Source organism: Alteromonas sp. 5E99-2 (assembly GCF_017368475.1).
GTDB lineage: Bacteria > Pseudomonadota > Gammaproteobacteria > Enterobacterales > Alteromonadaceae > Alteromonas_F.
Genome location: NZ_JAFNJE010000009.1, coordinates 131914 through 155731 on the forward strand (window position 1 = coordinate 131914; position 23818 = coordinate 155731).

20 protein-coding genes and 5 tRNA genes are annotated in these 23818 nt (G+C 40.7%); 15 read left to right on the forward strand and 10 right to left on the reverse strand.

The genetic code is table 11. The features are described from left to right. The first annotated feature begins 69 nt into the window (after window positions 1–69). Window positions 70–543 carry a low molecular weight protein-tyrosine-phosphatase gene (locus J3L16_RS10920; RefSeq protein WP_207613016.1) on the forward strand — a complete coding sequence of 158 codons (474 nt, stop codon included), beginning with the start codon at window positions 70–72 and terminating at the stop codon, window positions 541–543. A 96-nt stretch (window positions 544–639) separates the two neighbouring features. Then, the gene (locus J3L16_RS10925; RefSeq protein WP_207613017.1) at window positions 640–1992 is read left to right on the forward strand and encodes a 3-deoxy-7-phosphoheptulonate synthase class II; all 1353 of its coding nucleotides are present in this window, start codon (window positions 640–642) and stop codon (window positions 1990–1992) included. An 80-nt stretch (window positions 1993–2072) separates the two neighbouring features. Here J3L16_RS10925 and J3L16_RS10930 read toward each other — a convergent pair whose 3' ends face one another. Beyond that, window positions 2073–4523, reverse strand: coding sequence for a carbohydrate-binding domain-containing protein (locus J3L16_RS10930; RefSeq protein ID WP_207613018.1), 2451 nt, complete (start codon window positions 4521–4523; stop codon window positions 2073–2075). A 110-nt stretch (window positions 4524–4633) separates the two neighbouring features. Continuing rightward, a complete protein-coding gene (locus J3L16_RS10935) occupies window positions 4634–6409 on the reverse strand; it encodes an ABC transporter ATP-binding protein/permease (protein WP_207613019.1) in 1776 nt (591 codons plus the stop codon). An 89-nt stretch (window positions 6410–6498) separates the two neighbouring features. On the opposite strand from J3L16_RS10935, the gene moaA reads away from it, so the two are divergent. Further along, entirely contained in the window at window positions 6499–7467 is a 969-nt protein-coding gene (gene moaA / locus J3L16_RS10940) for a GTP 3',8-cyclase MoaA (RefSeq protein ID WP_207613020.1), read from the forward strand. 41 nt (window positions 7468–7508) lie between these two features. On the opposite strand, the gene J3L16_RS10945 is transcribed toward moaA, so the two are convergent. The 4 genes from J3L16_RS10945 to J3L16_RS10960 form a co-directional block, all read right to left on the reverse strand. Continuing rightward, window positions 7509–9131, reverse strand: a complete 1623-nt coding sequence (locus tag J3L16_RS10945; protein ID WP_207613021.1) for a response regulator — start codon at window positions 9129–9131, stop codon at window positions 7509–7511. Window positions 9132–9252: 121 nt separating this feature from the next. Then, window positions 9253–10269: an aldo/keto reductase gene (locus J3L16_RS10950; protein WP_347564660.1), complete on the reverse strand. Its 1017-nt coding sequence runs from the start codon at window positions 10267–10269 to the stop codon at window positions 9253–9255. A gap of 119 nt (window positions 10270–10388) precedes the next feature. Further along, window positions 10389–11090 (reverse strand): glutathione S-transferase family protein, encoded by a 702-nt coding sequence (locus tag J3L16_RS10955; RefSeq protein WP_207613022.1) that lies wholly within the window; start codon window positions 11088–11090, stop codon window positions 10389–10391. Window positions 11091–11122: 32 nt separating this feature from the next. Continuing rightward, window positions 11123–12013, reverse strand: a complete 891-nt coding sequence (locus tag J3L16_RS10960) for a helix-turn-helix domain-containing protein (protein ID WP_207613023.1) — start codon at window positions 12011–12013, stop codon at window positions 11123–11125. A 170-nt stretch (window positions 12014–12183) separates the two neighbouring features. Between J3L16_RS10960 and J3L16_RS10965 the strand changes: the two genes are divergently transcribed. Beyond that, window positions 12184–14319 carry a TonB-dependent siderophore receptor gene (locus J3L16_RS10965; RefSeq protein ID WP_207613024.1) on the forward strand — a complete coding sequence of 712 codons (2136 nt, stop codon included), beginning with the start codon at window positions 12184–12186 and terminating at the stop codon, window positions 14317–14319. A 53-nt stretch (window positions 14320–14372) separates the two neighbouring features. On the opposite strand, the gene J3L16_RS10970 is transcribed toward J3L16_RS10965, so the two are convergent. Beyond that, complete coding sequence (locus tag J3L16_RS10970) at window positions 14373–15263, reverse strand: LysR family transcriptional regulator (RefSeq protein WP_207613025.1); 891 nt, start codon at window positions 15261–15263, stop codon at window positions 14373–14375. A gap of 97 nt (window positions 15264–15360) precedes the next feature. Between J3L16_RS10970 and J3L16_RS10975 the strand changes: the two genes are divergently transcribed. Continuing rightward, complete coding sequence (locus J3L16_RS10975; RefSeq protein WP_207613026.1) at window positions 15361–16122, forward strand: SDR family oxidoreductase; 762 nt, start codon at window positions 15361–15363, stop codon at window positions 16120–16122. 53 nt (window positions 16123–16175) lie between these two features. Here J3L16_RS10975 and J3L16_RS10980 read toward each other — a convergent pair whose 3' ends face one another. Further along, entirely contained in the window at window positions 16176–17225 is a 1050-nt protein-coding gene (locus J3L16_RS10980; RefSeq protein ID WP_207613027.1) for an OmpA family protein, read from the reverse strand. 300 nt (window positions 17226–17525) lie between these two features. On the opposite strand from J3L16_RS10980, the gene J3L16_RS10985 reads away from it, so the two are divergent. The 3 genes from J3L16_RS10985 to sigX are packed head-to-tail and all read left to right on the forward strand — an operon-like array spanning window position 17526 to window position 19168. Then, window positions 17526–17795, forward strand: coding sequence for a hypothetical protein (locus tag J3L16_RS10985; protein ID WP_207613028.1), 270 nt, complete (start codon window positions 17526–17528; stop codon window positions 17793–17795). Next, complete coding sequence (locus tag J3L16_RS10990; protein WP_207613029.1) at window positions 17795–18619, forward strand: mechanosensitive ion channel family protein; 825 nt, start codon at window positions 17795–17797, stop codon at window positions 18617–18619. The genes J3L16_RS10985 and J3L16_RS10990 overlap by 1 nt, the downstream gene beginning before the upstream one ends. Window positions 18620–18634: 15 nt before the next feature. Then, window positions 18635–19168, forward strand: coding sequence for an RNA polymerase sigma factor SigX (sigX, locus tag J3L16_RS10995; RefSeq protein WP_207613030.1), 534 nt, complete (start codon window positions 18635–18637; stop codon window positions 19166–19168). 93 nt (window positions 19169–19261) lie between these two features. Here the strand turns inward: sigX and J3L16_RS11000 are convergent. Beyond that, window positions 19262–19337 (reverse strand) — tRNA-Val (locus J3L16_RS11000). Window positions 19338–19450: 113 nt separating this feature from the next. Further along, window positions 19451–19526, reverse strand: a tRNA-Val gene (locus J3L16_RS11005). Window positions 19527–19745: 219 nt separating this feature from the next. Here J3L16_RS11005 and gltX point away from each other — a divergent pair. The 7 genes from gltX to J3L16_RS11040 all read left to right on the forward strand — a co-directional run bounded on the left by gltX (window position 19746) and on the right by J3L16_RS11040 (window position 23714). Next, window positions 19746–21155 (forward strand): glutamate--tRNA ligase, encoded by a 1410-nt coding sequence (gltX, locus tag J3L16_RS11010; protein WP_207613031.1) that lies wholly within the window; start codon window positions 19746–19748, stop codon window positions 21153–21155. 93 nt (window positions 21156–21248) lie between these two features. Continuing rightward, window positions 21249–21324: transfer RNA gene (locus J3L16_RS11015), tRNA-Ala, on the forward strand. Between the two features lie 15 nt (window positions 21325–21339). After that, window positions 21340–21415 (forward strand) — tRNA-Glu (locus J3L16_RS11020). A gap of 115 nt (window positions 21416–21530) precedes the next feature. Next, a tRNA-Glu gene (locus tag J3L16_RS11025) sits at window positions 21531–21606 on the forward strand. Window positions 21607–21682: 76 nt separating this feature from the next. Further along, a complete protein-coding gene (locus tag J3L16_RS11030) occupies window positions 21683–22600 on the forward strand; it encodes a DUF2817 domain-containing protein (protein ID WP_207613032.1) in 918 nt (305 codons plus the stop codon). Further along, entirely contained in the window at window positions 22597–22785 is a 189-nt protein-coding gene (locus J3L16_RS11035) for a DUF1289 domain-containing protein (protein WP_207613033.1), read from the forward strand. Before J3L16_RS11030 ends, J3L16_RS11035 begins: the two co-directional genes overlap by 4 nt. Beyond that, window positions 22782–23714, forward strand: a complete 933-nt coding sequence (locus J3L16_RS11040; RefSeq protein WP_207613034.1) for a tRNA-dihydrouridine synthase — start codon at window positions 22782–22784, stop codon at window positions 23712–23714. The genes J3L16_RS11035 and J3L16_RS11040 overlap by 4 nt, the downstream gene beginning before the upstream one ends. Window positions 23715–23818 lie beyond the last annotated feature (104 nt).

Below are 23818 nucleotides of genomic sequence, written 5' to 3' on the forward strand. Positions count from 1 at the left end.
TTTATCCTTAACAGTTAGAAGAAAATCTTTATACTAGTTTACACCATGTTATCCATAAGGAAGTTATAAATGTCGTTTACCAAGCCCTCTGTATTGTTTGTTTGCTTGGGTAATATATGCCGTTCGCCAACTGCTGAAGCTGTATTTAGACACAAAGCAAAAGAAGCGGGCCTAGATATTGAAATAGATTCTGCTGGAACTCATGGTTACCACATAGGCAAAGCGCCAGATAAACGTTCTCAAGATGTAGGCAAAGCTAGAGGTTATAGCTTCAAGGGCGTGAAATGCCGCCGAGTGGACGGATCAGATTTTGAAAAGTTTGACTACATTTTAGCTATGGACGACAGTAATCACGAGAAGTTACTGGAAAAATCTGAGAGCGAATTTCACAACAAAATTATGCATCTGCTTGATTTTACTGCTCATGAAGATAAGGAAGTACCAGACCCTTATTACGGTGGTTTGAAAGGTTTTGAACTGGTTTTAGATTTAATCGAAGAAGCCAGTGACGGTCTCATAAAGACTATTCAGAAAAGCGATTAAGCAATCTAGTTTATTTAATATAAAAAACACAATTTTCATGTGGTTATATGTTACTATTTCGCGGATTTTTAGTATCCATAAAATAGAGGACTATTCGTGAATTCTTGGAGCCCTGACAGCTGGCGTAAAAAGCCTATTCTTCAACAGCCTACGTACGCTGACCAATCACTACTTAAAAATGTTGAAGATAGCTTGTCGTCTTATCCACCTTTAGTATTTGCAGCCGAAGCTCGCGAATTACGTCGTCAACTAGGTGAAGTTGCGCTTGGCAAAGGATTTCTTTTGCAAGGTGGCGATTGTGCTGAATCTTTCAATGAATTCAATGCTCCGAAAATTCGGGATACCTTTAAAGTTATCTTGCAAATGGCGATTGTATTGACGTTTGCTGGACGCTGCCCTGTGACTAAAGTCGCAAGAATGGCGGGACAGTACGCTAAACCGCGTTCATCAGATATAGAAACGATTAACGGCGTATCACTTCCGAGCTACCGCGGTGATATTATTAATAGCTTCGAATTTACCAAAGAAGCTAGAGAGCCAGATCCAAAACGTTTGCTTGATGCTTATCATCGCAGTTCTGCTACCTTAAATCTTCTACGTGCCTTTGCTCAAGGTGGGCTAGCTGATTTGCACGAACTGAATCGTTGGAATATGACGTTTTTGGAAAACAATCCAAACCGCAGTCGTTACCAAGATTTGGCAAATCGCATTCAAGACGCGCTGTCTTTTATGGATGTGATTGGAATTAACAGCAATAATACTTCAACACTACATGAAACGGCGTTGTTTACGTCTCATGAAGCATTACTGCTAAATTACGAACAAGCATTAACTCGTACTGATACCTTAACGGGTAAGCCTTATGATTGTTCTGCACATATGGTTTGGATTGGTGAAAGAACTCGCCAACTTGATCATGCTCACATTGAATTTTTCCGTGGTATTCATAACCCGATTGGTGTGAAAGTAGGGCCTGGCATGGATCCTGACGAACTGATCCGTTTAATTGATGCACTTAACCCACTCAATGATCCCGGTCGTTTAACCTTGATCACCCGTATGGGCGCAGACAATCTTGGAGACAAATTACCGAGCTTGTTACGCAAAGTGAAAGAGGAAGGACGTCACGTAGTGTGGAGTTCTGATCCAATGCACGGAAATACTTTTACGTCGTCAAGCGGTTATAAAACACGTAACTTCGATGCGATCTTGAAAGAAATTAAGCAGTTCTTTGCAGCACATAAAGCTGAAGGAACTCACGCTGGTGGTATTCATTTAGAAATGACTGGCCAACATGTAACTGAATGTACAGGTGGCGCGTACGCTATTGGCGATGATGATTTGGCACAAGCGTATCAAACCCAATGTGATCCTCGTCTAAACGCAGATCAAGTACTAGAGATGGCGTTTTTAGTGGCTGACCATTTAAAATCTGAAAACAATATCTAATTGCTTATCTTGTTAGGTACTTCTTTTAGGAAGTACCTAACCCTTTAGTAAAGCAAGGCTAACCAAAGTATTTGGGTCATCTAAGGAACGGCGATCCCAACATCTGAATCCACGGGTAATAGTGTGAAATAGTTGATGTTAAATGAACTGCCTGTGACATCTATCCGGATGGTATAGATACCATCGCTTGGTATGCTAACTTCTCCCGATGGAAGGGTAACCCAATTTTGCCATCCGCCTGTTGCGTCTACACTAGCACTACCGACAACTTGTTGATTAATCGAAATTAAAAACTCTCCTGTATCAGTAACAGAAGCCACTCTAGATTCAATTTCGTAACTACCGGCTTGCAGCTGCACTGAATATTCTAACCATTCGCCTGAGGTGGTCCAACCCACGTTAAATCCGCCGTTTTCATCTGATGAAATTTCAATATCTACATCGTCACTACGGTATTGATTGCCGTTATTACCTGCATCTGTATCCAAAAAGGCCGTGTAATCTTCTGCTTCTACAAGCACTGCGGTTCTTGGTGGAGCTGGCGGTGCTTCGCCGGCAATTACTTCGACTTCAGCCAAGCTCAATGGGTTTGTGCCTATGAGTTGAATACGCACGTATTGCCCTTGAGTATTGACAGTAATGGTGTCAGAGCCATTTAATGTGCCATCGTAATACACACTGCTAACCTGATTAGAATTTACCGTTTGGGCCACGCTGTTTGATGTAAATGGTACATTGGATACAAACACATAAAAGTCAGTTAGTCGGCTTACGCAGCATGAATCAGTGCGGTTAAAAATATTGATATGGGTGATATCTTCCACTGAACCTAAATCAACTTGCCACCAAGGTTCATTTTCAGAAGCGGTGTGAGTGACAGAGGCATCGCGATATACTCCGCTAGTATTCCCGTCAACGGCCCGTGTTGATTGACCATTAAACCGAGTAGATGACTGCGAGGTGGTTTTATTTAGCGCTAAATTTGTGCCCGGCTCGGGAGCGTTGTCATCCACGGGAGCATCTCCACCGCCTTCCCACAAAATATTATCAATGGCAAATTGAAAAGTATTTGTGGGCAGATCGGTATCTAAACTCACAATAGCAAAAGGGTATTCAGTGGACTGCAAGGCGATAAGTTCACCTTGTAACTCTGAGACTGGTATGGTGACACTACCCCATTCGCCATCTCTTACAAGCCCATATGCAGTTTGATTTGCAGAGAAGACAACCCAATTTTGATTGGTAAAAGTATCAGTTATACCAATTCTAAAACTAATGTCCGCAGGTATCTTGATATTAAAGGTTAGATTGCCATTTTCTAAAAAACTACTCATATCAAGAGGTTGACGTGCTTGTACACCGCCGCCAAACCATAATCCTGGCGTGTGGTATTCCCAAGAAATTGCATTTTCACCTTCATAAGGGGCTTCTGTTCCACCTCCGGTGGAATTGGTGTTCCAAATGAAAATATCTGAATTAACACCTGGTTCGAGTTGATTATCAACAACAGCGTTGTCGGTAAAAACACCAAAGGTGCCAAATTCTTGGTTAGCGAAATTACCTTCTGTGACTTCACCAAGGCCGTTAAATTCATACACTCGAATGTAATCGACATACATTTTTGCAGGTAAAGGCGCTGAAATTTCACTGTCGTTTAAAAACCCCGTGAAATTGCCGCCAATAGCCAAGTTCATTAAAAAATAGAATGGCTCTGCGAGTTCTGCTGATTCTTCAGTAATAGGAATGGGGTTGTCGTACATATCGTATTCCACACCTTGGTCTATCGCGGTGAAACGAATTTCGGTGTCGGTCCAATACATGCGGTAAACAATGAAACGGTCGTTCATTGGCACAGTACTCACATAGGCGTTATCGGTTTGATATGCGGTACTTGCGGCGCAGGTCTCGTTGCCTACCACACAGGCATCGTCGGAATAAAAAATGGCATTAGCACCAACAAAATTGTTTTGTGGTGTGCCCGGATGGCCATGACTAATTATGCCAGCATCGCTTTGACCCATTTCCATGATGTCGAGTTCGCCCTTTCTTGGCCAGCCCGCAGTGGTTGTACCTAACATCCAAAATGCAGGCCACAACCCGTTTTGTAGGTCCGGTACTCGAATACGGGTTTCTATCATTCCATATTGAACCGCTAATCCATTTTCACTATGAATTTTGCCAGAGGTATAGACGAAGTTATTGCCAAATGTATCTGTGGCATTTTCACTGCGAGCTTCCATTACTAAGGCGTTATTACCGGCTTCACCGGGCACGGCTTCAATGGATACATTATTTGGAGAGTAATATTCTCGTTCTAAGTTGCCCCAACCACAGAGTCCTATTTCACAGCCGTTGCCTTCGTCTATTTTCCAAATAGACGGGTCTAGGGTGTTAAAATTTTCTTCCCATAACAAACCACCAACTTGTGCATTTGCCGATGATGCTATGGGTAAAATTAGACTTAATAGTAAAAGGGGGAGGGCGCGTTTTCCTTTCATTTGTAGCTGAGATCGCGCTGTTTTTTGAAACATTTCCATTCTCATTTAATAACAATTGAGTAAAGAAATTATGATAAAAATTTAACAATAGCAAGTCAAATCGCTGAAAAATTATACAAATATATGTGGAGGTATATTTATTATTAATTTTGAGCTTGCCAAAGTTGGGTGTAAATACCGCCTTGTTTGAGTAGTTCATTGTGGGAGCCTTGCTCTGCAACACTGCCTTTATCTAAAACAATGATATTGTCTGCATCCACTATGGTGGAAAGCCTGTGTGCTATGACAATACTTGTATGGCCTTCTGCTGCATTTCGCAAAGCCGCGAGAATGGCTTGTTCTGAACCACTATCTAACGAAGACGTGGCTTCATCAAACACGAGGATCGGAGGATTTTTAAGTAAGGCTCTAGCAATGGCGACCCGTTGCTTTTCTCCACCAGATAATTTTAACCCTCTTTCACCCACTCTTGTTTGCAAACCTTGAGGCAATTTGCTGATGAAATCAGAAAGGTAGGCGAGTTCGATTACTCGCTGTAATTCTTGGTTACTGGCGCCTGGCTTGCCGTAACGTATGTTTTCTTCCAGAGTATCGTTAAATAAAACGGTGTCTTGTGGGACTATACCTAGCGATTTTCGAAGAGAATCTTGCGTTACTTGGCTGATATCTTGGTGATCAATTTCTATGGACCCAGTTTGAATATCGTAAAAACGAAATAAACACTTCATTAATGATGACTTACCACTGCCGCTTTCTCCTACAATGGCCACTTTTTCGCCTGCGTTTACAGTAAAGCTAATATGCTTGAGTATTTTTCGTTCTTCGTTGTATTGAAAGCTTACATTATTGAAATTAACTTTACCTGAGGACACGCATATGTCAGGGGCATTAGGGTTATCTTTAATGGCTAATGGGCGCTGTAACAGCGAAAACAGGTTTTCAATATTTGCTAAGGATCCTTTTATTTCGCGGTAAACAAAACCAAGAAAATTAAGAGGTAAAAACAATTGCATTGTGAAGGCGTTAATCAAGACAAAATCACCAATTGTCATAGTGCCATTTACCACGCCATTCGCTGCAACTAGCATCATACTGGTCATTGAAAGAGCGATGATAAAGGCCTGACCTCCGTTAAGTGCAAATACAGATAACCTGTTCTTTCGTCGTGCGTTTTCCCATGACGCTAAGCTTTTGTCATAGCACTGGGCTTCGTGTTGCTCATTGCTAAAGTACTTTACTGTTTCGAAATTGATTAAGCTGTCTATGGCACGAGTGTGAGTGCGATTATCAGCATTGTTCATTTCCTTCACAAAACGAGTTCGCCAATTTGTTGCTTTAATTGAATAGCTTACGTAAGCAATCACAGACAATAAAATGATCAAAGCAAAGGTGAAACCGTAATAATAAAAAAGCAGGCCTGTGACCATAATGATTTCAAGTAAAGTAGGGCCAATGTTAAACACCATAAAACGCATAAGAAAGCTAATACCACTAGATCCTCTTTCAATGTCTCTCGATAAGCCGCCGGTTTGTCTGTCTAAATGAAAAGCCAGTTCTAACTTATGTAGGTGGTTAAACACTTTGAGGCCTATGCGTCGCATTGCTCGCTCGGTGACTCGTCCAAACAGGGTGTCTCTTACTTCGCCAATTAGTGTATTGAACAGGCGAATACAACCATAACCAACAATAAGCGAAGCAGGGGCAGCGATAAGTGCTGTTTGACTAGAATCTTGGTTTAAATCATCAACTATGTATTTCAATAAAAAAGGCAGTAGTACACTCGCGCCTTTTGCCGCCACTAAACAAAGAAGAGCAAAAATAACCCGAATTTTGTATTCGAGCATATAAGGCCAAAGCTGCAAAATAACTTGCCAATAAAACGGTGTATTTTCATCTAAATTGAATCTTCGCTTCGGCATGGCTTAAAAATTGTTCCTTTTTTTGTTATGGTCTCTATTATAAAACGGGTCGAAAACTAGGTTCGTTGTATGTAGAGGGTAGAATTTTTATGTTACAAGACCCGTTGGGCCGTCGGTTTTATTACTTAAGGTTATCTTTAACTGAAGCGTGTAATTTTCGCTGCAAGTACTGTTTGCCTAATGGATATATGCCTACTACAACAGAAAAGTTCTTAAGCCTAAACGAATGTGACACTGTGATACGTGCGTTTGCCAGTTTAGGAACAAAAAAAGTTCGCTTAACTGGCGGAGAGCCTACATTGCGCAGAGACATTGTAGAGGTTACCGCTGCCGCTGCACAAGCAAAAGGTATCGATTTAGTTGCAATGACGACCCACGGTGGGCGACTTAAACGTTTGTCTCGACCACTTCGAGAAGCGGGTTTAAATCAAGTTAACATCAGCATTGACAGCTTAGACCCACGGCAATTTCATGAAATTACAGGTCAAAACAAACTTTCTGAAGTACTTGATGGGGTAGATGAAGCCTTAACTCAAGGTTTATTAGTGAAAATCAATTCCGTTTTGATGTCGACCACCACACAAAAAACATTGGACCAATTTTTAGATCTTCTAAAGACGAAGCCTGTCACTATGCGTTTTATCGAGTTAATGGAGACCGGCCAATCTGGACAGTTTTTTCAATCTCATAAACAAAGAGCAACCAGTGTCAGAGAAATGCTAATTCGCACTGGGTGGAAACCCATTAAAAGAGAAATACATGCGGGGCCAGCAGAAGAGTTTATGCATGCTGATTACTTAGGGAAAATAGGCTTAATCACACCTTATGCTAAAGATTTCTGCGATACTTGTAACCGCCTGAGAGTCAGTGCGTTGGGGAAATTGCACCTGTGTTTGTTCAGCGAACAAGGTCTTGATATGCGGCCAGAAATTGCAAGTTTAGATGTTGAAGCGTTAAAACAAAAATTGCAGTCACTTATTGGTAGAAAAGCGGCAACCCACTTTTTACATGAAGGAAATACCGGTGCTACAAAACATCTTGCGATGCTAGGCGGTTAACATCTTTATGTTATTTGGGGAGTGCTTCTTCAGGTTGTGCTTCAATCTAGCTCTCTCAATATTTCTTTAACTTTATGATAGCGCTGATCTTGTTCAGCATTTAGTGCGCCATTTTCAATGGTTATCATGCAGTTACGTACCATTTCCTTATCGTACTTTGACTGTCCTTTGTCGCGAATACTGATTGCAGCAGCTTGTAATAAATTTAATGCGATAGACGGATTTTTGGGCATTATGGTGAATGCTTGTCGGAAGTTTTCTAATGCAGCATCTAAATTGCCTTGTTGGTATTGATTCACAGCCGACGACGTCAAGTTTTTAGGACTGTGGCGTATTTTGTCTTTTTCTTCTCTTTCTTGTTGAATGTAGTGCAAGAATAACTCACTTTGTTTACTGTCTTGGATACAGCGTTTAGTGATTGCATCTAAAATGGTTAATGCGTTGTCGTGTAAGCCTACATCGTGAAAGGCTTTAGCTTTGTCTAGCAAGGCTTCCATACTTTGCGCTTCTAGTCGAGTGTTGCTAAGCTGATCGAGTAATGCTTTGGCATTATGAGATTCGTCTTTTAAGTACAGCATACGGGCGTCGATTACTGTCATTTGTTCCGACAAATCTGCTTTTGGAAAGCTGGACCTCATTTGTTTAATGTACTCATGAACTTGTTTTAATAACTTCGATGTTTCACTGCTTTCTGCCGTCATTGCGAAGTCGATCCCCGCTCTTGCCACACTTAAGTATATTTCAGGCTTATCGTGGATAGAATTTTTGGCGTATTTTACTAGTCGTTTGGCTGCTTCAAATTGGGTTTCGTAGTCATGAGTTATACGAGATAAATCTACGGCCATATAGTGTCGATTAATGTTTCTCGGAGATACGTTACGAGCCACTTGTATTGATTCAAGCGCATCATCAAAGTCTTTGTGTTTGATGTGTAGTGCGGTTAAAAGGTCATATGCGGCAAGCATAGAGTCAGGTTGAAAAGCGAGTTCTAAAATGCGTTTTTCCGCTTCATCATCTTCGTCTAATTTTATGAAGCAACGAATTAACCCGAACTGTGCCCAAGTAAAATTCTGTACATTCAAAATGGCTTGATAAAAGTCTTTTGCTTGCTCTATAAAACCTTTTGCAAACAGGATTTCTCCTTTTTGTTTCAGCGCTACTGGGTAGAAGTCGGCATTTTTAGACTCACTTAGAAAAACTTCTATTTCTGAAAGTGCTAATTCAAGTTGGTTGCTTTCGATCAGCGAATAAATAGGGCGCAACGCTTGTTTACGGGTTAACACACGGGTTAAGCGTTTGCTTAGCTCTCGCACTGTAAAAGGCTTGGCTAAAAAGTCATCGGGTTGCAGCTCAACAATACTATGTACTATATCCGGCGTTGTATCAGCACTAATAAAAACAAATGCAGATGTCGGTCTGAAGTATTCACTTAACTTGAATTTTTCATAGAGGAAATAGCCATCTTGCTCATTCTTTAGTTGATACGAGCAGATAATCAAATCGTAATAGTTTGTTTGTAAAGCGGTTAATGCTAAGTTTGGTTTGTCGATATATTCAATATTTTGAAAGCCAAGTTCTTCCATTGAATATTTTAAGTAACCTCTGGCTAACATGTGATTGTCTATGACCAGTACACGCATGTTCTTGGTTAAATTGTGATTCATTGAACTGTCAGTTGCCTACTACATACACAGGTTATCGTCATCAATCAAATTATCATGACTTTTAGCCGAGTACTAGGGCGTGTTGATCTTTGCTGTACAGCAAAGATCAACACGCCCTAGGTTAACCCATTAAAACAGCTTTAATTATGTTCAGTTCACTTTCGTCAAAATGAAGGTCATTGAGGCAATGTAAGTTATGTTCTAGCTGTTCTGGACTACTTGCACCTATTAATACAGAACTAACCCGTTGGTCTTTCAAAAGCCATGATAATGCCATTTGCGACAGGCTTTGCCCTCGGCGTTGTGCTATTTCATTTAACGCTATTATTTTAGGTTGTAGCGCTGTTACCTCGTTCTTACCCAAATAAGTCATGCCTTTGCTTGCTCGTGATCCTTCAGGGATATTTGTTAAGTAACGATCCGTCAATAGCCCTTGCGCTAATGGCGAAAAAGCAATAAACCCGATACCCTTTTGTTGGACTTTGTCTAATAGTTTTTCTTCTACATTCCGATCAAACATTGAATAACGGGACTGCTGAATAAGGCAAGGTGTGCCTAAGTCATCCAACAGCTTAGCCATGTTCTTTGTTTGTTCATCATTATAATTAGATAAACCGACATATAAGGCTCGACCAGAACGGACGATGTAATCCAATGCCCTAGCGGTTTCTTCAAGAGGTGTCGCGATGTCAGGGCAGTGGTGATAAAACACATCAACATACTCTAACCCCAGTCGCTGTAAACTTTGATCCAAACTGCTTACTAAGTATTTCCTAGAGCCACCATAACCATAAGGGCCAGGCCACATGTCGTACCCGGCTTTGGTGGAAATAAAAAGTTCGTCCCTGTAATGGACTAAATCGTCTTTAAGTATGTGGCCAAAATTCTCTTCAGCACTGCCAAAAGAGGGACCATAGTTATTGGCTAAATCAAAGTGAGTCACACCTGCATCAAATGCAGTTCTTACAATGCGTTTTGCGTTTAGCAATGAATCCACCGAACCGAAGTTATGCCACAACCCCAAAGAGAGTGCTGGTAGCTGGATGCCGCTGTTACCGCATCGTCTAAAATGCATGTTTGTGTATCTATCTGCTGATGGAAGGTAGGGTGTTAACCCAGATTTATCGTTAATTTGCATTCAGACTAACTCTTTCGTTTGATGGAAATCTAGTAAATATCAAACGAGGAAAGTTAACAAGTTTTTTACACTTTGTAGACGAACTTGCCGAAAAATGTGTAACTTAAGACGTGTTTAAGTTAAGGGTAATAGGTTTGATGTATATTTTCACAATAGCGCACAAGGTTAGGAAAGTGTTTCACTAAGTCTTGCAAAGGAGACGGTAATGACGGAACCAAAATATTCCCAAGCATGGAATAAGCACAAATGTCAGCCATACTGAGCTGGTCATTAAAAAAATACGGTTTGTCACCAATTACCTTGTTCATAGACGCTAATTGAACTTCGGCAATTTGCAGTATTTCTTGTTGTGAGTGCCGAGATGTTCCTTGTCCTCTCAAAGCTTTTAATACGTCTTTACGGGCGACTTTTGGCACTATTTTACTCAGTGGAAATGGTAAACGTGAGAAAAGTGTGTCTTTTAATACTTGCCAGTTTGCATCGTAGGCCCAACGAAAATAAACAATATACCAGTACATACGGTCTTCTAACGCTGCGCACAGTAATTCGCATTCAGCTTTTTGTTGATCAGACAAGTGACTATTAATGTCAAAATCGTATGCTTGCTTTATATATTGCTCAATGAAAAAACTGTCAGCGACGGTTTTGTCACCATCAGTGATAAAGGGCAGTTTGCCTTTAGGGGCTTTTTGTAAATACTGAGGGCCACTTAATATTTCAAAAGGTATGTTGGATTGGGTTAATAGAAAATGGGTCTTGACGACAAAAGGGCTTGGGTCAATGAGGTTAAAACTAGAACCAAAACTGTATAACGTGATCATAATCGTATCTCCTTAATTAAACAGGAATCAGGTTAGCTAGCGGCTTCTACTGGAACGGCGTAGTACACCACTGAATCATTAGAATCGTATTTAAACTCTGGCCCATAGGTTTCAACATCTGGGCCATAGGTGTGTTTCATGTTTGAGCGCAGTAACCAACTCGAATAAATATAACTAATGGTGTGGTTAAAATGTTCGGTGTTTGTTAGACCGTGGTGTTTAAATTCAGCGTATTGTTGAGGTGGAAGAGTTGAATACGTCATGTCTTTTGGTATCTGAACGACTTTTGATACTTCAGTACATGCGGTATAAAACAAGCGTTGTTCTCCATCGTCATTTTCTTCGACATTAATGATGCCATAACAGGTCCCTTCAATTTTGTGGTTAATTTCAGATAGCCTTGGAATGAAATCTTGCCAAAGTTTGGGGAGCTTTTCCGCTATATTGGTTTTGTCTGATTCAATTCCGATGACTTCAACTTTAACGCCAATGAGGTGTTTTTCTTCTGATACATATAACCTAGGCTCTAAGGTTAAATTTTGATTTAAATTGGCTAAATATTCATGATCAAACCGGGCTTTCTTGATAATTAAAGGCTGTGCAGCCCGTTGCCGATATTCACTGGGCGAATAACCAAATAACTTTTTGAAAGCGCGAGTGTAAGCTTCATGAGATTCAAAACCAGATGCAATTGCAACATCTAGGATCGACAGCCTTTGGTCAAATAAACTGTCCATAGAATTAGCAATACGTCGTGAACGAACATAAGACTTAAGGGTTTCATTAGTTAAGGCTTTAAATATTCGTTGAAAGTGCCAATGACTGATATTGGCATGAGCTGAAATTGTCGTAAGTGGAATCGGCTTATCCAAATTATCTTCAATAAACTCAATGCCTTTTTGAATGCTGTTTAAGTGCTTCATGTGCTTTCCTAGATACCAGTAGGCTTAATCATAAACAACTAAAAGAAGGCGTGTTTGACCTTTTGTGCTTTTTATTCAGTAATTAATCGCAAATGCTAATCATTGTTATTTGCATGTGTTAGAATTGCGGAAATTACAACACACCTAACTATCTAGCAAAAGGATGATAGATGAAAAAACGTTTTTGGTTGATGAGCATTATTTGTACATCTGCGGTAACTGACATACATGCCCAAGAAGTGAGTGTCGATGAAGACGAAATTGAAGTTATTCAAGTTGTCGGTAAACAAGAGTCGTATTTGAATGCGGCGGTTTCTACTGCAACTAAGGGCTTATCAGACCCTTTCGATGTGCCATTTACGGTTAATACCATAAATGATGTGTTTCTAAGTGACTTACGAGCCAAAACCTTATCTGATGCCTATGGCTACACTACGGGGTTAAGCCAATCGGGAATTAATGCAAATAGCTTTACCCTACGAGGGCTTCCAGCAAGTCTACAAAGTATTCAAATTAATGGTTTACCTGGGCTGGCGTCTAGATTTGGTTCGCCAACAACAGCTAATGTTGAGCGTATCGAGGTGTTAAAAGGCCCTGCATCTGTGCTCTATGGGCAACTTGAGCCTGGCGGCTTGGTGAATATTTCAACTAAAAAACCTCAAGCAGAGCAATCTATTAATTTTGATTTATCTGGGCAGACTTATGACACAGACGTGAGTTCAGCAGGCACTGATAACGGTTTCACTGCCACATTAGATGCGACAGGTGCCTTGACTCAAGATGAAAAGTGGTTGTACCGACTTATTGTGAGCGTCGATGCCATTAATTCATACCGAGATAACGTCGATCAAGAAAGTTACTATCTTTTCCCTACGTTAACTTACCGTATGTCAGATATCAGTGAATTAACCTTTGGATTAGAGCTAGTTAAAGAAAATGCGGCTGCTGACCAAGGTTTAGTGGCGCTTAATAATGATATCAATCAAACAGCCTCTATCAATACCCGTTATCAAGAAGATGGCGATGTAGATAACGACGAAGCCTTTGTTGCATTTGCCACGTATAAAAGCGCCATAAATGACGTATTTGATTTAACGGCAAACTGGCGAAGCGTTTGGCATGAAGATAACCGAATTCTATTTGAAAATAACAGTGTTAATGACGATGACGGTACGTTAAGACGACGTGACCGGAACCAACTTAACAAGCGGGAATATCACTTTGTTGATATTAATTCACGAGGTGCAATTCAAACCGGGAATATCGAACATGAGCTGCTATTTGGCTTTAATGGTGGTTATGAAGTACGAGACTTTGACCGTATCCGTTTTGGAGTGGCAATAACTCCTAATATTGATATATTCAATCCCGTTTTGAATGAAGGTGTCCCATCTGTCGAACAAGACAGCAATGAAAGCGTCAATGACCGTGTCACTGAATTATCGAATTATGGTGCATATATTCAAGACGTGATATCCCTTAATGAACACTGGATAGCCATGGTGGGGGTTCGATATGAAAAACAATTTGTTGATTTTATTGAGCAAGTAAGTGAAGAGACGAACGATCAAATTACCGATGCGTTTGTGCCTTCTCTTGGCGCTATCTACAAAGCCACAGATAAACTGTCGATTTATGCCAGTTATGGCGAAAGCTTTAACCCAAATAGTGTGGAAGATACTAACGCCGATGGTGGCAGTTTTGACCCTGAAGAAGGTAAACAGTTTGAAATAGGTGCAAAAGCGTTTTTGTTTGAAGATAAAGCCAATATATCCGTGGCTTATTTCGATATTGTGCAAGACAATATCGTCGAAAATAACCCAGAAACCGGTGAAGATGAGCTGCTTGGAGAAGTAGAAAGCAGTGGGTTTGAAATTGAATTTTTAGCCCAGCCTATTGATAACTGGCAAATTAAATCGGGTTACGCTTATGTGGATTCAATTATTTCAAAAAGTCCTAGTGAGACAACACAAGGAAATGCTACTGCATTTGCGCCTAAAAATGATTTCTACCTGTGGACTCGCTACAACGCAACAGAAACATTCAAGGGGTGGTTAACCGGTGTGTCATTAGGTATTAATCATGAAAGTGAAAGATTTACCAGCTCTGATACCTCAACTAGAGTTGAATTACCTAGTTACACAACCTTTGATACTGCGGTTTATTTTGAACGAGACAATTATTCAATTGCGTTAAACATCGAGAACATTTTCGATAAGCGTTATTTTGATGGTGGAACGCGAGATACGATTTTGTATCCTGGAGAGCCTCGTAAAATAAGCCTTACGTTTTCTGCTAATTTTTAATCGCTAAATAAGGCCTTGGTGAACACTAAGGCCTTATTCGTTAACGATGTATTCTAATTATTAAAATGGTTAAATAAAAATTCGGTAAATGCGAGCACGTTACGTGGGATGTACGAGCGACTCGGCTGCACCATCCAAATTGCCGTTTGTGGAGTATCACCAGATATAAGGTAATCTGGCAATAATCGAACTAACTTTCCTTGTGCAATATCTTCATTTGTTGTCCAATCGGCCAATAGCGCTATGCCCATATCTTGTAATACACACTCTCGGATCATACCTGCATTCGTCGTCTGCAAAAACGGCGTGATGGAGATACTTTTTGTGCTGTTGTCCTTAGTAAAGTGCCATTGTTTGCGAAAATCGGAATAATTAAATGAGACTATTTGATGATTAACTAAGTCTTCAGGAGTGAGGAGTGGATGAGTATCTAAATAAGCTGGGGTAGCGACTAAAAAATAATTCACACTAATGAGCTTTCTTGCAATGAGCGAGCTGTCAGACAGAGCACCATGACGTATAGCAACATCAATTTGATTTTCAATTAAATCTAATCGGTTATCAGACAGCGATAATTCTAAATTGATATGAGGGAATTTCTCGTAAAATGCTTTGGTTATAGCGGGAAGTACACGTTGCCCAAATGTGGTTGACGCACTTACTTTCACTGTACCTGAGGGGGAGTCTTTACCGTATTTTATGTCTTCATGAAGGTTGTCTAATTCATCGAGGATGGTCCGAATACGCTCATAATATTCTATGCCAGCTTGGGTTGGTTTTAAGGTACGAGTGCTTCTTTGGAATAGCCGAGTATTTAATTGTTTTTCTAAATTTGCTACCGCTCTAGATACAGATGACGGAGAAATATTCAGCTGTAATGCAACTGCTGCGAAGCTGCCTTTTTGAAAGGTAGAAACAAAGAGTCTTAATAAATCTATATTCATTCCTGCATTTTACGCATTAATGAAGTGTCGTCAATCATGTTTATCTGTTATTAGCGCACGATTAATCTTTATTAAATCCAGTTTATAAGGCGTATGTATGAGTGATTATTTGAAAGGTAAAACGGTATTGGTGATTGGCGCGAGTCAAGGTATTGGTCTTGCTGCGGCCAAAAAGTTTGGCGAGCAGGGCGCTAGAGTGTTTTTAGCTGCAAGATCACTAGATGTTATTGAAAAACAATCCAACTTGTTGATAAAACAAGGTGTTTCAGCCACCGCGCTGCATTGTGATGTTACGCAATATCAGTCGGTAGTGAAATGTGTTGAAACCGTATTAGCAACAGACAGTCTAGATTTTGTAGTGAATAGTGCAGGAACTATCGACCCTTTAGCTCATTTGATTAATAGCGACCCCGATTTATGGGCTAAAGCCGTGGACGTCAATTTGAAAGGGAGTTACAACGTTATTCGCGCTTGTGCGCCTCATATGCGATCTCAAGGTGGTGGCACCATTATTAATTTAAGTTCGGGGGCGGCGAATAGCATACTGGAAGGTTGGAGTCATTATTGTTCAACAAAAGCAGCGGCTAAAAAATTAACTGAAGTAGCCCATAAAGAATTAAGTCATTATAACATTCACGTTATTGGTTTATCGCCCGGCACCGTCGCGACCGAGATGATGAAAAAAATTCGCGATGCAAAAATCAATGTAGTGAGTAATCTTGACTGGTCTAGCCATATTTCGCCCGAATCCGTGGCTCTAGGTATTGTTTACCTTTGTGGGCCTGAAGGCGGACATTATTCGGGAACGGATTTTTCGCTAAAAACAGAAGAAGGTAGAAAATTGGTGGGTTTGGAGTGAAGAAGTAGGGGAGTAAGTACTTTACTCCCCTTTCGTCGTTTTAATTGGTAGTTTTAATTTTTTTCGACAACTTCTTTTACCGTTGTTTCTATTTTTGCAACTACACGGCGGTTAGCAATGTGGTCAGCTAGTCTATTTCCATTAGAAAGTAACTGAGTTTCACCAAAGCCTTTTGCAGATAAACGGCTTTCAGCAATACCAAATTTGCTTGTAAGTACGTTTTTAACTGCATTTGCACGCTTTTCTGATAGGTATAAATTATATTCAGAAGTACCCACTTTAGAACTGTGACCTTCTATAACAACACTGGTGTTTGTATAAGTTTTCATAAAGTCAGCCAAGCGCTGTATATCGTCCATCGTGGACGCTTTTAATTGTGAACTGTTGTTTTCGAAACCAACATTTAGGTTAATCGCAACTGACTTTTCTGAATACAAAGCACACCCTTTAGAATCCACTTTTACGTTGGCTGGGGTGTTGTTGCATTTGTCGATGGAATCTTTGACCCCATCATTATCGCTGTCGACTACGCTAACTACTGCGGGTTTTATTGGGGTAGGTTCTGCTTTTGGCGCTACCACTGGCGCTTTTTTAACGTCGCCAAAGGTATATTTCAGTCCAAGTTTAAAGCCTTGGTCTGTGTAACCATAATCTACATCACGGTAAATGGCGGCTTCACTGTATACAGAAAAACGTTCACTAACCGATAACGAATAACCCGCACCGACATTTAGTGCATTATAACTTCTTACGTTATTAAAACGCTTTATACCTGAGAAAAGGTACCATCCAGAGTCTTCTATTTTATATATGGCATCAACACCATAACGGTATCCGTAATCTTTATCTGTTCCGTTATTAATATCGTAACGGGCACGAGACACTTCAAAGCGAAAATTCCATTGATCATTTATAATTTTTGATACGTCTATACCAATGCCTTTGCCAGCCTCTATTTGTTGGAAATCGAGAGACGTTTCTTTACCTGTGCTTGATTTAATGTAATCGCCAAATACGCCGATTTCCCATGTTTCATCAATTGTATCTGCAGCCAGAGGTGAACTGATTAACGCGGCTAGTAGAGATATTTTAACTATTTTCATAAATGGATCCTTATTGAGTTTCTAGAGCTTTATCTAACTCCTGACGCTGTAACGGGATAGAAATCAGAAAGTCACAAAATTAAGAAAATTTTTATTTATATTTTTTTATAAGTGAGCTTTTTTCGCCTTTTTGCGATAAAAAACCTAATAGAAACAAGCGAGTTAACGTAGAATGTGATAATCGAAAAGGGCCGCGAATAAAACACTCAAAAAGAATGAAATTCGAACAAATAAAATGTGACTTTTAGATGTGTGGACCGTTAAAGGGTTGTAGCGACAATAAGATTGCTTGAGGGTGACATGAATAAATTAGAGAAAGATATAACAGAGCAACTGGAAAACGATACTGATTTTGAGTTCAGTATATCTGACGGTGAATTGTTTAAACGCGCATCGAAAACGGCGAATAACCAACAAGGTGTGAAAGACTTGGCTGCATTAGGTATGGCTTCTATTTGGGTGGTTTTTGCTAGCCTTTTTATGCAAATTTTACAGCCAATATTCAAACAAATGGCAAAAACGCCAAAAACAAGAACAAATTCGACATTACCAGAACAAGGAACTAAATAATGGAAAATGAAAATATCACGCAAAAAGCATATTCAGGTTTTATTACGATTTGGCATGAAATTGTCACGTTTTTACCTGACCTACTTGTTGCTCTTGTCTTTTTATTAGTGGGCTGGGTTGTTGCATCTATTATTAAGAGTGTATTGAATAAAGGCTTGGTCAAAATCGGTTTCAATACCTTTTTAGATAAATTGGGTTTAGATACATTATTGAAAAAGATGGATGTCAGTGTTCAGGGAAGCCAAGTTGTTGCAAGTCTTATATCCACCTTCTTTTTACTTATTTTTCTACTTGCTGCATTAGACACTGTAGGGTTAACTGTATTATCGAACTTAATCGATACCCTAGTGTTATTTCTGCCTAAATTGCTGGCTTCTCTCGCTGTATTGCTTTGTGGTTTCTTTGTTGCTCAAATTGTGTTTAACGGCGTTAAAATTGCTGCAAGTAACACAGGCGTTGATTATGGTCGTTCGGTTGCGGAAGTATGCAGAGGAATCATCATTGTTATCACAGTTTCCTTATCAATCACTCAGCTAGATATTGACGTATCATTGTTAAATAACATTATGACTGTGGTGATTGCTAGCGTAGGTTTAGCTGCTGCGATATCACTAGGTATAGGCACTAAATCCATGGCGCAAGAAGTGGTGGCAGGTGTGTATTTACGAGAAATGTACCAGCCAGGAGATGGCATTGAAGTTAACGAAATTAAAGGAACCTTGGCGTCCATAGGTAGTGTGGCAACCAAAATAGTCGGTGAAGATGAGCTTATCACCACGGTACCCAATACCTTTTTGTTATCGAATAAAGTTACTAAAAGCTAGAAGCACGATAACAATTTGACTCAACTTAATGAACGTCAGCTCGTTGTTTTAGCGCAAGAGGGCTTGCCCTATGATACGCGTATGTTTCAGCAACTTGTCACGCCTTACTTACCCATTTTGAAAGGGTATTGTGGGAAATTGTTGGTGAATCAAGCCGATGCAGAAGACGTCACTCAAGAAACAATAATAAAGGCACTCTCTCATTTGAAGAATTTCAAATGGTCAGTGTCTTTTAAAGCGTGGCTGTTTAAAATTGCTCACAATGAGTGTATCAATAAAATGCGTGATCGCCGTTGGGATACCCACGAAAGCGATGAGAACTACCTAGAAAACCTTGTTGATGAGGTTAACACTCAGGACGATATATCCACCGCATTGTCTGAGTTAATGGTCAACCTGTCATTTATCGACCGCAATATTATGTTGCTGCGATACCGTACAGGGTTGGATTTTCAAGAAATCGCCGATATTTGTAACTTAAAGTTATCCGCGGTTAAAATGCGCCACAAACGGGTAATTGACTTTTTGTCAGAGCAAATTAATCCCTAGCGGCGTATTCTAGGTTTGATTAACAACTAAGATAACAATGAATTTTAATAAATTTAAGAAGGATATCTAATTGAGGAATATATAACTAAGAGATGGTGGACGCTACTGGGCTTGAACCAGTGACCCTCGCCTTGTAAGGGCGATGCTCTCCCAACTGAGCTAAGCGTCCATTGTATAGATAAGTAGTAAATTGTTTGACGTTGCTATGGCTCGTAACGAAGTTATTGAACCAGTCGATTTTTACGTCCTTCTAACTTGAATTTAGAATTCAGAGTTAAAAATTGGTGGACGCTACTGGGCTTGAACCAGTGACCCTCGCCTTGTAAGGGCGATGCTCTCCCAACTGAGCTAAGCGTCCACATACTCTGCCAATTGGTTAGTAACCTTGGCTAAGTGGAGCGGTATTATAGAGTTGGAATTGTAACTGTCAACACTATTTTTCATATGTTTGATCGTATGAATGAATTTTAGCCATTTTGGCGATTATTTAACTATTTTAAGATGAACATTGGGCACTTGAGCCTAGGTTAGGGCATAAGGTAGAATGCGCGGCTAAACCGTGATTAAGGTATCTTTTATGTCTGTTGTAACTCGTTTTGCCCCAAGCCCTACTGGCTATTTACACGTAGGCGGTGCTCGTACTGCTTTATATTCTTGGTTATATGCTAAAAGCCAAGGTGGAAAATTTGTTTTACGTGTTGAAGACACAGACATTGAACGTTCAACTGAAGCGGCTAAGCAAGCCATATTAGAAGGTATGGCGTGGTTAGGCCTAGATGCTGACGTCGGTCCGGTATATCAAACGGATAGATTCGACCGATACAAAGAAATTATCGATCAGCTGTTAGCCGAGGGCAAAGCCTATAAATGTTTTATGCCAGCTGAAGAGCTCGACCAAATAAGAGAAGAACAAAAAGCTAACGGCGAAAAGCCCCGTTACCCTGGTACCTGGAGAGATAGAAATGATCATCCGGCGGACGCGCCTTTTGTTATTCGTTTTAAAAACCCGTTAGAGGGTAGTGTTGTTATTAAAGATCACATTCGCGGCGACATAGAAATTGCCAATAGTGAATTAGACGATTTAATTATTGCTCGCAGTGACGGTACACCAACTTATAACTTTTGTGTTGTGGTTGACGATTGGGATATGGGAATTACTCATGTAGTAAGAGGGGAGGACCATATAAACAATACGCCTCGCCAAATTAATATTCTTCTTGCGTTAAATGCACCGATTCCAGAATACGCCCATGTATCGATGATTTTGGGTGATGACGGTAAAAAATTATCTAAACGTCATGGGGCAGTGGGTGTCATGCAATATCGCGATGATGGTTATTTACCGCAAGCCTTATTAAATTACCTTGTTCGTTTAGGTTGGTCTCATGGTGATCAGGAAATATTTTCTTTAGAGGAAATGATAGAGCTTTTCTCTTTAGATGCTATTGGACAGTCTGCGTCGGCATTTAATACCGATAAGTTGATTTGGTTAAATCAACACTACATTAAATCGTTGCCTGCTGAAGAGGTTGCTGAACATGCTGTATGGCATTTTGAGCAACTAAATATTGATACAAGCCAAGGGCCTAGTTTAGCCTCGGTTATCACCGTACAGGCCGACAGAGTGAAAACGCTGAAAGAACTAGCCGAGATTAGTGGCTATTTTTATGCTGACTATGACGAGTTCGATGAAAAAGCAGCGAAAAAGCATTTACGTCCAGTGGCAAAAGACGCGTTAGCCTTGGTAAAACAAAAATTAAATGATTTAACCTGCTGGGATGCTGAACATATTCAAGCTGCCATTAATGCGACGGCAGAAGAACTTGAAGTGGGTATGGGGAAAGTAGGGATGCCGTTACGTGTTGCTGTTACTGGCGGTGGAAACTCGCCTTCTCTAGATGTGACATTAGCGCTGTTAAAACAGTCAGAAATTGGTCAACGAATAGACAAGGCGCTCAACTTTATATCAATCAGAGAAAAATCGTAAAAAAAGCGTTGACATGAACCATTGGGATGCCTAGAATGCGCCCCGCTGTCAAGGAACAGTCACTGAGTTGAAATTTGTTCCTGTGTTTAGCACGGGGCCATAGCTCAGCTGGGAGAGCGCTTGCATGGCATGCAAGAGGTCGGCGGTTCGATCCCGCCTGGCTCCACCAGAAAAAACAAACCTAGTCCCCTTCGTCTAGAGGCCTAGGACACCGCCCTTTCACGGCGGTAACAGGGGTTCGAATCCCCTAGGGGACGCCATTTTCGTTAGTTTTTTGGCTAAAAAAATTAACACCAGAGTCTAGGTTAGAAATAAGCATGTTATGCTTTTTTCTGACAAAAGATCATGAAGGTTTTGCTTTCATAACGATTTTTTGTCCCCTTCGTCTAGAGGCCTAGGACACCGCCCTTTCACGGCGGTAACAGGGGTTCGAATCCCCTAGGGGACGCCATATTGAAGCCTCACTTGCAAAAGTGGGGCTTTTTTTGTATTTGTAGCTCACGCATTTTATTTTTAGGCTAGCAGCAATGAATTCTCTTTATCCTATCGGCCGTTCTGGCATTCCGTGGAACAGCGATGAAAAACAACAATGGTTTAACGCTCAGTCTATTAAACGCAGCTACCACGACGAGGTCATCACTCGTTTAGAGCAGTTTTCTTCGTTAACTCATCAATGTGTTCAATACGGTGCTTTGCCTCAAGATACATCGCGATACCCTTTATTTGCACTTGTACCGACTCACAGAAAAGAAAACTTACCTGATGTATTAGTTACCGGTGGTGTACATGGTTATGAGACCAGTGGGGTACAAGGAGCTATTGATTTCGCATTTGACCAATTACCCCATTATAGCGAATTGGCAAATATAGTTATTTTGCCGTGTATTAGCCCTTGGGGTTATGAAACCATTAATCGCTGGGGCGCGAATGCGGTGGACCCCAACCGTAATTTTTTTCCAGATTCACCTTCAATAGAAGCAAAAAGCGCCATGGCGTTTGTATCTTCAATTGGTTTAAAACCTTTGTTGCATATTGATTTGCATGAAACCACAGATTCGGACAATTCAGAATTCAGACCAGCATTAGCGGCGAGAGATGCAATTGAGCAAGGCGTGTGGCAAGTACCTGATGGTTTTTATTTGGTCGCAGATACCCATAAGCCTGAAATTGAATTTCAACGGGCGGTTATTGAAGCAGTCAAGCAAGTGACCCATGTTGCACCAACTGATGCTCAGCAAAAAATTATTGGTGTGAAAATTAGCAGTGACGGCGTGATTGACTACGATAAAAAAGCGCTAAATCTATGTGCGGGTTTCACCGAGGCCACTTATGTTACAACCACTGAAGTGTATCCTGATAGCGATAACGCAACGCCACAAGAATGTAATTTAGCACAAGTCACCGCCATTAAAGCGGCAATTGACTATGTAGTTACAGTTAAATGAACGAAAACAACTTTGTATTAGGATCGCCTTGTATAGGCCAATGCTGTCTGGACAACGCCGATATTTGCGTAGGTTGTAAGCGCCATATTGATGAAATCACAGGCTGGCATTCTGCTTCAGATGATAGAAAGCAGATTATTTTACGCCGATGTGCACAGCGCGAAGCTAACGACAACAAATCATGAAGATAGTGTTAGCGCCTATGGAGGGCGTGGTCGATCATTTAATGCGGGATATGTTAACGAGTATCGGTGGTTTCGATTTATGCGTCACAGAATTTGTTCGCGTAGTAGAGCAAAAACTCAGTAAAAAAACCTTTCTTAAATATTGCCCTGAACTCAAAAATGAAGGTAAAACCCCGTCGGGAGTGCCTGTTCGTGTACAACTTTTAGGGCAACATCCACAATGGTTGGCGGAAAACGCACAACTTGCTATTGAATTGGGTTCTCCTGGAATAGATTTAAATTTTGGCTGCCCTGCTAAAACGGTGAATAAGAGCCGAGGCGGAGCAGTGTTATTACAAACCCCAGATAAACTGTATGACATTGTTTCTGAGGTCCGCTCTGCCGTACCTAAAGAACAGGTTGTTACCGCTAAAATTCGGTTGGGGTATGACGACACCTCTTTGGCTTATGAAAATGCACAAGCGTTAGAAGCAGCCGGCGCGTCAGAAATTGTTATTCATGCGCGTACTAAACGAGACGGGTATAAGCCTCCTGCATATTGGGATTGGATAGCGAAAATAAAAAGCCGTATTGCTACGCCTATTATCGCCAATGGTGAAATTTGGTCACAAGCCGATGCCCTTCAGTGCCAACAGCAATCGCAGTGCGAGAATATAATGCTTGGACGCGGTGCATTGGCGTTGCCCAATCTAGCTAGGTGTATAAAACACAATGAAACAGCGATGACATGGGCAGATATAGCCCAGCTACTGATCCGTTATTCTGGATATGAAATATACGGCGATAAAGGCCGATATTACCCAAATAGAATTAAACAATGGTGTGGTTATTTAAAGCGTCAATACCCTGAGGCTGAGGTGTTGTTCAACGATATTAAACGGTTAAAACAATCTGAAGATATTGTGGCTGTATTACATTCTCAAATTTAATATTAATAGCTAGGGCGTGTTGATCTTTGCTGTACAAGTTTTGTTCATTTAGGGCCTTGCTGACCGAGGCACTTGCTTGCAGGCTCAGTGGTTCTGAGTCAAAA